Annotated in this window: 1 protein-coding gene; it reads left to right on the top strand. The window is 75.5% G+C overall.

Features of this window, described 5'->3' with window-relative positions:
• Nucleotides 1–4 precede the first annotated feature (4 nt).
• Nucleotides 5–11,302 (top strand): type I polyketide synthase, encoded by an 11,298-nt coding sequence (locus OG295_RS00505; RefSeq protein ID WP_371681059.1) that lies wholly within the window; start codon nucleotides 5–7, stop codon nucleotides 11,300–11,302.
• Nucleotides 11,303–11,345: the final 43 nt, after the last annotated feature.

Raw genomic sequence — 11,345 nt, 5'->3', positions numbered from 1 at the left:
CGGCCTGAGTACGGAGCACATGATGACCACATCGAACGACAAGATCGTTCAGGCACTGCGGGCCTCCCTTCAGGAGACCGAGCGGCTGCGCCGGCAGAACCGGAAACTGACCTCCGACTCCCACGAGCCCATCGCCATCGTCGCGATGAGCTGCCGTTTCCCCGGCGGGGTGACCTCGCCCGAGGAACTGTGGCGGCTGGTGGCCGACGGCGGCGACGCGATATCCGGCTTCCCCGCCGACCGCGGCTGGGACCTGGACGCCCTGTACGACCCCGACCCGGACCACGCGGGCACCTGCTACGTACGGCACGGCGGATTCCTCGACGGCGTCGCCGATTTCGACGCCGGGTTCTTCGGCATCTCGCCGCGCGAGGCGCTGATGATGGACCCGCAGCAGCGGCTCCTCCTGGAGACCGCCTGGGAGGCGTTCGAGCGGGCCGGCATCGACCCGGGCGCACTGCGCGGCAGCCGCACCGGAGTCTTCGCCGGCACCAACGGCCAGGACTACGCACGGCTGTCCACCTCCCCGGAGGACTTCGACGGATACCTGGGCACGGGCAACGCCGCCGCCGTCATCTCCGGACGCCTCGCCTACACCTTCGGCTTCGAGGGGCCCGCCGTCACGGTCGACACGGCGTGCTCGTCCTCGCTCGTCGCCCTGCACCTCGCCGCCCAGGCGCTCCGCAAGGACGAATGCTCACTGGCCCTGGTCAGCGGTGTGACGGTGATGTCCACCCCCGGCGCGTTCATGGAGTTCAGCCGGCAGCGCGGGCTGGCCGCCGACGGCCGGTGCAAGCCGTTCTCGGCCGCGGCCGACGGCACGGGCTGGTCCGAGGGCGTCGGCATGCTGCTCGTGGAGCGTCTCTCGGACGCCCGCCGCAACGGCCATCGCGTTCTGGCCGTGGTCCGGGGCAGCGCCGTCAACCAGGACGGCGCCTCCAACGGCCTCACCGCCCCCAGCGGCCCCGCGCAGCAGAAGGTCATCCGCCAGGCACTGGCCAACGCCGGCCTGACCGGGGCGGACGTGGACGCCGTCGAGGCGCACGGCACCGGCACCTCGCTCGGCGACCCGATCGAAGCCCAGGCGCTCCTCGCCACGTACGGCCAGGACCGGCCGGCCGGGCGGCCGCTGCTGCTCGGTGCGCTCAAGTCGAACATCGGCCACACCCAGGCCGCGGCGGGGGTTGCCGGCGTCATCAAGATGGTCATGGCCCTGCACCACGGGGTGCTTCCGGGCACCCTGCACCTCGACGAGCCCTCGCCGCACGTGGACTGGTCGGCGGGCGCCGTCCGGCTGCTGACGGAGCCGGTCGACTGGCCGGAGGGGGAGGGGCCGCGCCGGGCCGGGGTCTCCTCGTTCGGGGTCAGCGGCACCAACGCGCACGTCGTCCTGGAGGAACCCGCCCCCGAACCGGCTCCCGAACCGGCTCCCGAACCCGCTCCCGAAGCGGCGGACGGGGTGGCGGCTCCCGAGCCCGCGGCGCCCGCCCGGACCCCCCTCCTGTGGCCGCTCTCGGCCCGCAGCGCCGAGGCGCTGCCCGAACAGGCCCGGCGACTCCTCGCCTACGTGCGCGAACACCCGCGGACCCCGCCGGCCGACATCGCCCGCGCGCTGGCGACGAAGCGGGCCGGACTGCCGCACCGCGCCGCCGTGGTGGGCCGGGACCGCGACGAACTGCTCACCGCCCTCGCGTCCTTCGCCCGCCACGAGCCGACGGGCCACGTCTTCGACGGCACGGCGGCCCGGAAGAAGAAGGTGGCGTTCCTGTTCTCGGGGCAGGGGAGCCAGCGGCTCGGGATGGGGCGTGAACTCTACGCAACCTTCCCTGTGTTCGCGGAGGCCTTCGACGCCGCCTGCTCCGCACTGGACGCCCACCTCGAACGGCCCGTGCGGGACGTGGTGTTCGGAGCCGACGCGGAGCCGCTGGACCAGACGGGCCAGGCGCAGCCGGCGCTGTTCGCCATCGAAGTGGCCCTGTTCCGGCTGATGGAGTCCTGGGGCGTCCGGCCGGACTTCGTGGCCGGGCATTCGGTGGGCGAGTTCGCCGCCGCGCACGTGGCGGGTGTGTTCTCCCTCGACGACGCGGCGCGGCTCGTGGCGGCGCGCGGCCGGCTGATGCAGGCCCTCCCGACGGGCGGCGTGATGGTGGCCGTGGAGGCCTCGGAGGAAGAGGTACGGGACCTCCTCGCCGGGCAGGAAGACCGTGCGGACATCGCCGCCGTCAACGGCCCGTCGGCCGTGGTGGTGTCGGGCGCCGAGGACACGGTCGCCGCGGTCGCGGGCCGGCTCGCGGCCGACGGCCGCAGGACGAAGGCGCTGACCGTCTCCCACGCCTTCCACTCGCCCCTCATGGACCCGATGCTCGACGACTTCCGCAAGGTCGCCGAGGAGGTGACCTTCTCCGAGCCCGACATCGCGGTGGTGTCCACGGTCACGGGCCGCCCGATGACCACCGCAGAGGCCACCCGTGCCGAGTACTGGGTGCGTCAGGTCCGCCGGGCCGTGCGCTTCGCGGACGCGGTCGGCGCCCTGTCGGACGCCGGCGCGTCGGTGTTCCTGGAGATCGGTCCCGGCGGCGTACTGACGGCCCTGGCCCGGGACCTCCTCGACACGCAGACGGCGGTGACCCTGCCGGTCCTGCGCACGGACCGCCCCGAGGACCTCGCGGTCGCCTCCGCGCTGGCCCGGCTCCACGTCCACGGCATCACCCCCGACTGGAACGCCCTGCTCGGCGCTCCGAGCCCCGTACTCCCCGACCTGCCCACCTACGCGTTCCAGCGCCGCCGGTACTGGCTGGAGGGGACGGCCTTCTCCGCGAAGCGGACCGAAACCGGGGCGGCGGACCCGGTGGAGGCCGGTTTCTGGCAGGCCGTGGAGAGCGCCGACCTCGAAGCGTTCGCGCAGCGGCTCGACCTGGCGGACGACGCACCGCTCAGCGCGGTCCTGCCCGCGCTCACCCTGTGGCGGCGCAGGCACCGCGAACGCTCCACCCTGGACGGCCTGCGCTACTGCACGGTCTGGAAGCCCGCCGCGACCGCGGCCACCGAGATCCGCTTACCCGGCACCTGGCTCGTCGTGCTGCCCGCCGGACACCCGGCGGACGACCCCTGGGCGGCGGCCGCGCTGCGGGCCCTGCGCGACCACGGCGCACGGGTGCGCACCGTACCCGTGGAGCCGGGCACCGTACGGGCGGACCTCGCCGACCTGCTGCGCACCGCGGTGGACGGCGGGACCGTGGCCGGCGTCCTCTCGTTGCTCGCCGTCGACGAACGGCCGCACCCCGTCCACACCGCGCTCCCCGAAGGACTCGCCGCGACCCTGGCGCTCGTCCAGGCCCTGGACGACGCCACCCTCGGCGCCCCCCTGTGGTGCGCGACGCGGGGCGCCGTGTCGACGGGTCCCTCCGACCCGCTGCGCAGCCCGCTCCAGGCACAGGTCTGGGCACTCGGCCGCACCGCGGCACTGGAGCACTCCGCCAGCTGGGGCGGAATGCTGGACCTGCCCGACGTACTGGACGACCGCGCCGCACGGCGCTTCGCCGGGGCGCTCGCGGGGGCCCACGCGGCCGAGGACCAGCTGGCGGTCCGGGCCGCTGGAGTCTTCGTACGCAGGCTGCACCGCTCCCCACGGACGGACGCCGGGCCGCACGGCACGACCGCCGGGTGGCAGCCGCGCGGGACCGTGCTCATCACCGGAGGCACCGGAGCCCTGGGCGCGCACGTGGCCCGCTGGCTGGCCGACGCCGGCGCGGCACACCTGGTGCTGACCAGCCGGCGCGGCGCGGCGGCGGCGGGCGCCGAAGCGCTCCGCGCCGAACTGGAGGAACGCGGAGCGCAGGTCACCATCGAGGCCTGCGACATCGCCGACCGGACCGCGGTGGCCCGACTGCTCGACGGACTGCCCGGGGAGCACCCGCTGACCGCCGTCGTGCACGCCGCCGGAGTGGGCACGCCCGGCATGCTGGCCGAGACGACGCCGGAGCGGTTCGCGGACGTCCTCGCCGCCAAGGCGGCCGGTGCCCGCCACCTGGACGACCTGCTCGGCGATCGCCCGCTGGACGCCTTCGTCCTCTTCTCGTCGATCTCCGGAGTGTGGGGCGCGGCCGGGCAAGCGGCGTACGCGGTGGCGAACGGCTCCCTCGACGCCCTCGCCGAGCACCGCCGGGCACGGGGACTCACCGCCACGGCCGTCGCCTGGGGGCCGTGGGCGGGCGGCGGAATGGTCGAGGACGGCGACGCCGAGGAGCGGCTGCGCAAGCGCGGACTGCCCGCCCTCGACCCGGCGTCGGCGCTCGCTGCGCTGCGCGGAACCCTGGACCGCGACGAGACGGCGGTGACGGTCGCCGACGTCGCCTGGGACCGTTTCGCACCCTCCTTCACCCTGCTCCGGCCCAGCCCGCTGATCGGAGAGGTCCCCGAGGCCGCCGCCGCCCTGACGGCAGCCGCAGTGACAGCGGCCGCCGGTTCGGCTCCGGGAGGGGCGGGCCGGGGCGAACAAACCGAGTTCGTCCGCCGGGCCCTCACCCTGACCGCGCCCGAGCGGACCCGCGCGGTCCTCGCACTCGTACGGGGCGAGGCGGCGGCCGTGCTCGGCCACCAGGACACGGACGCGGTCGCCGCCGACCGGGCCTTCCGCGAACTGGGCTTCGACTCCCTGACCGCCGTCGAACTGCGCAACCGGCTCAACAAGGCCACCGGTGTCCACCTCCCGGCCACCCTCGTCTTCGACCACCCGTCCCCGGCCGTGCTCGCCGCACACCTGCTGGGCGAACTGACGGCGGCCGACACCGGGGAGACCGCCGGCGCCCCCCGGCCGCCGGCCGCGGCCCGCACCTGCGGGGACGACGAGCCCGTCGCGATCGTCGCCATGAGCTGCCGCTACCCGGGCGACGTACGCACCCCCGAGGACCTCTGGCGCCTGGTCGCCGACGGCCGCGACGCGATCGGCGGTTTCCCCACGGACCGGGGCTGGGACCTGGAGTCGCTCTACGACCCCGACCCCGACCGGCCCGGCACCACCTACGCCAAGGACGGCGGCTTCCTCTACGACGCCGCCGACTTCGACCCGCAGTTCTTCGGGATCTCGCCCCGCGAGGCCCTCGCCATGGACCCCCAGCAGCGACTCCTCCTGGAGACCTCCTGGGAGGCGTTCGAGCGCGCCGGCTTCGACCCCACCTCGCTACGGGGCACCAGCACGGGCGTCTTCATCGGCTCCGGCTACCAGGACTACGCGGCCCGCCTGCTCAGCGTCCCGCAGGACCTGGAGGGCTACATCGGCACCGGAAGCTCCGGCAGCGTCGTCTCCGGCCGGATCGCCTACTCCCTCGGCCTCGAAGGGCCGACGCTGACGGTGGACACGGCGTGCTCGTCCTCGCTGGTCGCCCTGCACCTCGCCGCCCAGGCCCTGCGGCGAGGCGAGTGCGACCTCGCCCTGGCCGGCGGCGTGACGGTGATGTCGAGCCCCAACGCCTTCATCGAGTTCAGCCGCCAGCGCGGACTGGCCGCCGACGGCCGCTGCAAATCCTTCGCGGCCGCCGCCGACGGGACGGGCTGGGGCGAGGGCGTCGGCCTCCTGCTGGTGGAGCGGCTGTCCGACGCGCGCCGCAACGGCCACCGGGTTCTGGCGGTGGTGCGCGGATCGGCCGTGAACCAGGACGGCGCCTCGAACGGCCTGACCGCGCCCAACGGTCCGGCGCAGCAGCGGGTGATCCGGCAGGCCCTGGCCGACGCCGGACTGGCCGCCGCCGACGTGGACGCGGTGGAGGCCCACGGTACGGGCACCCGGCTCGGCGACCCGATCGAGGCCCAGGCGCTCCTCGCCACGTACGGCCAGGACCGGCCGGGCGACCAGCCCCTGTGGCTCGGCTCGCTGAAGTCGAACATCGGGCACACCCAGGCCGCCGCCGGAGTGGGCGGGATCATCAAGATGGTGCAGGCCATGCACCACGGAGTCCTCCCCGCGACCCTGCACGTGGACGCGCCGACCCCGCACGTCGACTGGGCGGCCGGTTCGGTCCGGCTCCTGACCTCGGCCGTCGACTGGGCCGCCGACGGCGAGCGCACCCGCCGCGCCGGAATCTCCTCCTTCGGCGTGAGCGGCACCAATGCCCACGTCATCATCGAGCAGGCCCCGCCACAGCCCCCGGCCCCCGCCGGGAAGCGCCCCGCGCCGGGCGTCGTCCCGTGGCTCCTCTCGGGAACCAGCCCGGAAGCCCTGAGGGACCAGGCCGAACGCCTCCTCGCCCACATCGAGGGCCACCCGGAACTCGAACCCGTCGACGTGGCCCTGTCGTTGGCGACGACCCGGGCCGCCCTGGAGCACCGGGCGGTGGCGCTCGGCAGCGACCGTGAGGAACTCCTCCCGGCGCTGCGCGCACTGGCGGCGCCCGACACGGCCGGACCGGCGGCCCCGGCACTCCGTGGCACCGCTGCCACGGACCACCGGACGGCGTTCCTGTTCTCGGGGCAGGGGAGTCAGCGGCCGGGGATGGGGCGTGATCTGTACGAGGCCTTCCCGGTGTTCGCGGACGCGTTCGACGCGGTGTGTGCCCATGTGGACCAGCACCTCGAACGTCCCCTGGCGGGTGTGGTGTTCGGCGAGGACGCCGACCTGCTGGACCGGACCGGTTATACGCAGCCGGCGTTGTTCGCGGTCGAGGTGGCGCTGTTCCGGCTCGTGGAGTCCTGGGGTGTCCGGCCGGACCTCCTGGCGGGTCATTCGGTGGGTGAGTTCGCCGCCGCGCACGTGGCGGGTGTGTTCTCGCTCGACGACGCGGCGGCTCTGGTGGCGGCTCGTGGCCGGCTGATGCAGGCCCTCCCGACGGGCGGGGTGATGGTCGCGGTGCAGGCCTCGGAGGAAGAGGTACGGGACCTGCTGGCCGGGTTCGAGGACCGTGCGGGCATCGCCGCGGTCAACGGCCGCTCCGCCGTGGTGGTTTCGGGCGCACAGGACGCCGTCGCGGCGGTCGTCGAACGCCTCGCGGCCGACGGGCGCAAGACGAAGGCGCTCTCCGTGTCCCACGCCTTCCACTCCCCGCTGATGGACCCGATGCTCGACGACTTCCGCACGACCCTGGAAACGGTCACCTTCGACGCCCCGGCCGTGCCGGTCGTCTCCACCCTCACCGGCCGCCCGGTGTCGCCGGAGGAGTTCTGCTCCGTCGAGTACTGGGTGCGCCACGTCCGCGAGGCGGTCCGTTTCGGCGACGCGGTCACCTCCCTCGCCGATCTGGGCGTCCGTACCTTCCTGGAGGTCGGACCCGGCGGTGTCCTGACCGCGATGGCCCAGGACTCCCTGGACGAGCACGCGGTCACCGTCCCCCTCCTGCGGACCGACCGCGCCGAGGCGACGGCCGTCACGACCGCCCTCGCCCACCTCCACGTCCACGGCACGCCCGTCGACTGGACCGCCGTCTTCGCCGGACGCGGCGCCCGGCCCGTAGACCTCCCCACCTACGCCTTCCAGCGCACCCGCTACTGGCTCGACACCCGCCCCGCGGTCGGGGACCTCGCGAGTGCCGGCCTGCGAACGGCGGACCACGCGCTCCTCGGCGCCGCCGTGGGCCTCGCCGACGGCGAGGGCGTCGTCCTCACCGGGCGGCTGTCGCTCGCGTCGCACCCCTGGCTGGCGGAACACCAGGTCATGGGAGCGGTGCTGCTGCCCGGTACGGCGCTGGTCGACCTCGCGATCCGGGCCGCCGACGAGACCGGCTGTGACCGGGTCGACGAACTCACCCTCCAGGCTCCGCTCGTCCTGCCCTCCCGAGGCGGCGTCCAACTCCAGGTCACCGTCGCCGGACCCGACGACACCGGGCGCCGGCCCGTGCGGGTCCATTCCCGGCAGGACGGTGCGGGTCCCGACGAACCCTGGTCGACGCACGCCGTCGGCGTGCTCGCCACGGAGGCGCCGGCGGCCGCGCCCGTACGGCCCGATCCGGCGGCGGACCTTTCCCAGTGGCCGCCCGCCGGCGCACGGCCCGTTCCCGCCGAGGGGTACTACGAGCGGCTGACGGAAATCGGCTTCGGCTACGGGCCGGTGTTCCAGGGCCTGCGCGCGGTGTGGCAGCGCGACGGCGAGGTGTTCGCGGAGGTCGCCCTGCCGCAGGACACCCCCGCCGACGGCTTCGGCGTCCACCCGGCGCTGCTCGACTCCGCCCTGCACGCCGTCGGCCTGGGCGGCCTGCTCCCGGACACCGGGCAGGGACGGATCCCGTTCGCGTGGAGCGGCGTACGGCTGGACGCCACCGGTGCCACCGGCCTGCGCGTCCGGCTGACCTCACCCGCCCCGGACACGGTGTCCCTCCTCGTCGCCGACGCCACGGGCCGCCCGGTCGCCTCCGTGGAGTCCCTCGTGCTGCGGGCGGTGACCGCCGACCGGCTGTCCACCGCACGGCAGGCAGAGCACCAGGACACCCTCTACCGGATGGACTGGCGCGCCCTCACCCCGGGAGAAACCGGACCCACCACGGACATCACCCGGGTCGAGGACCACGAGGGTCTCCTCGCACTCCTGGCCGCCCCCGGCGCCGCGGACGGACTCCCGCACACCGTCCTGATGCCCGCCCCGCGCGCCACCGGCGACGGTACGGCGCAGGACGTACGGGAGGTGACCCGGCAGGGCCTCGAAGCGCTGCGGACCTGGCTCGGCGACGACCGGACCGCGCACGCCCGGCTGGTCCTCCTCACCCGGGGGGCCGTCGCCCCCACACCCGGCGCCACGGTCACCGACCCGGCCCAGAGCGCCCTCTGGGGCCTCGTACGGTCCGCCCAGTCGGAGAATCCCGCACGCCTGGTCCTCGTCGACACGGACGACCCCGACGGCCACGGCCCGTCCGGCCGGGCCCTGCCCGCCGCGCTCGCCACCGGCGAACCCCAGTTCGCGCTGCGCGACGGCGCCGCGTACGTCCCCCGGCTCGCCCGCCGGTCACCCGGCGACAGCCTCCGGCCCGCTCCCGGAGCCACCGCCTGGCGCCTGACCACGGGGGCCACCGGCGCCACCGGCACCCTCGACGACCTCGCCCTGACGGAGAACCCCGCGGCCACCGCCCCGCTCGGCCGGGGCCAGGTCCGGATCGCCGTGCGCGCGGCGGGCGTCAACTTCCGCGACGCCCTCATCGCACTCGGCATGTATCCGGGGGCCGCCACCCTGGGCAGCGAGGCCGCGGGCGTCGTCTGCGAGACCGGCCCCGGGGTCACCGCACTGGCGGTGGGGGACCGGGTGTTCGGCATGGTCCCCGAGGCGTTCGGCCCGCTCGCCGTCGCCGACCACCGGATGGTGGCGCGGATCCCGCACGGCTGGACGTTCGCCGAGGCCGCGTCGGTGCCGATCGTCTTCCTGACCGCCTACTACGCCCTCGTCGACCTGGCCGGCCTGCGGGCCGGGCAGACCCTGCTGGTGCACTCCGCGGCGGGCGGCGTCGGCATGGCCGCGACCCAGCTGGCCCGGCACCTCGGCGCCGAGGTGTACGGCACCGCGGGACCCGGCAAATGGGCCGCCCTGCGGGCGGACGGCCTCGACGAGGAGCACCTCGCCTCGTCCCGCGACCTGGGCTTCGAGCAGCGGTTCCTGACCGCCACCGGCGGCCGTGGTGTGGACGTCGTCCTCAACTCCCTCGCCGGGGAATACGTGGACGCCTCCCTGCGCACGCTGACCGACGGCGGCCGCTTCCTGGAGATGGGCAAGACGGACGTCCGTGACCCCGCGCGGGTCGCGGCCGGACACCGGGGCGCCGCGTACACCGCCTTCGACACCATCGAGGCCGGACCCGAACGCATCGGCGCCATGCTCCGCGAACTGGTGGCGCTGTTCGAAACCGGGGCGCTGCGCCCGCTCCCCGTCACCTGCTGGGACGTACGCCGGGCACCCGACGCGCTGCGCCACCTCAGCCAGGCCCGGCACGTCGGCAAGCTCGTCCTCACCGTCCCCGCCGCACCCGACCCCTCCGGCACCGTACTCGTCACCGGCGCCACCGGTGCCCTCGGCGGGCTGGTGGCCCGCCACCTGGTGGACCGCCACGGCGCACGCCACCTGCTGCTCGCCGGCCGGCGCGGGCCGGCCGCCGAGGGAGCGGCCGCCCTGCGCGACGACCTGCTCGCGCGGGGCGCCGAGACCGTCACGGTGGCCGCCTGTGACGCCGCCGACCGCGACGCGCTCGCCGCACTGCTGGCCGGGATCCCCGCCGACCGGCCGCTGACCGCGGTGATCCACGCGGCCGGGGTGCTCGACGACGGCCTGGTCGCCACGCTCACCGCGGACCGGCTGGACGCCGTACTGCGCCCCAAGGTGGACGCCGCGCTCAACCTCCACGAGCTGACCCGGGGCCTGGACCTGTCGGAGTTCGTCCTGTTCTCCTCCGTCGCCGCGACCCTGGGCAGCGCCGGGCAGGGCAACTACGGCGCGGCCAACGCGTTCCTGGACGCGTTCGCCCAGCGCCGGGCGGCGGCCGGCCTGCCCGCCACCGCCCTGGCCTGGGGCCCGTGGGCCGACAGCGGCATGGCCTCCGGGATGGACGAGCGAGGACGCGGGCGGATGGCCCGTTCCGGACTGGTGTCCTTCCGCGCCGAGGAGGGCCTGGCGCTCTTCGACGCGGCCAGGACCGGCGAACACGCCGTCGCGGTGCCGGTCCGCTTCGACACCACCGCGCCCACCGCCGGCCCGGATTCCGCGAGGGAGGTCCCGGCGGTCCTGCGCGGCCTGGTCCGCCGGGCCGCCCGGCGCACCGCCCGGGAGGCCGTGGCGGCCGACGGAGCCGCCGCGCTGCGCGAGAGGCTCGGCGCCCTGTCCGAGCCCGAACGGGACGGCGTCCTCCTCGACCTGGTGCGCACCCAGGTGGCGGCGGTGCTCGGCATCGGCGGCCCGCGCGACGTCGACCGCAACCGGGAGTTCAAGCAGCTCGGCTTCGACTCGCTCACCTCGGTGGAGCTGCGCAACCGGCTGGGCGCCGCCACCGGACTCCGGCTGCCGGCCACCCTCGTGTTCGACAACCCGACGCCCGCCGCCCTCGCCGAGCGGATCCGGCTCGACCTCGTACCCGACCGGGCACCCGCCCCGTCGGCCCTCGCGGTCTTCGGCGAACTCGAGCGGTTCGAGACGGCCCTCGCCGCCGTCGGAGCCGACGACGACCTGGTCCGGTCCCGGATCCGGGCCCGCCTGCACGGCGTGCTCGCAGCACTCGGCGACGGCGGCGCGGCCGACGGGGCAGCCGGCGGCACCCCGCCCGACGAGGCGTCCGACGAGCGGCTGCGCAGCGCCACCGTCGACGACATCTTCGCGCTCATCGACCAGGAGCTCGACGGCGCCTGAGCACCCGGACCACCACGGTGCACACCTTCGCGGCCCGCACCAC

Origin of the sequence: Streptomyces sp. NBC_01276, from assembly GCF_041435355.1 — a bacterium.
Taxonomy (GTDB): Bacteria; Actinomycetota; Actinomycetes; order Streptomycetales; family Streptomycetaceae; genus Streptomyces.
This window is presented reverse-complemented; position numbering and strand designations above follow the sequence as displayed.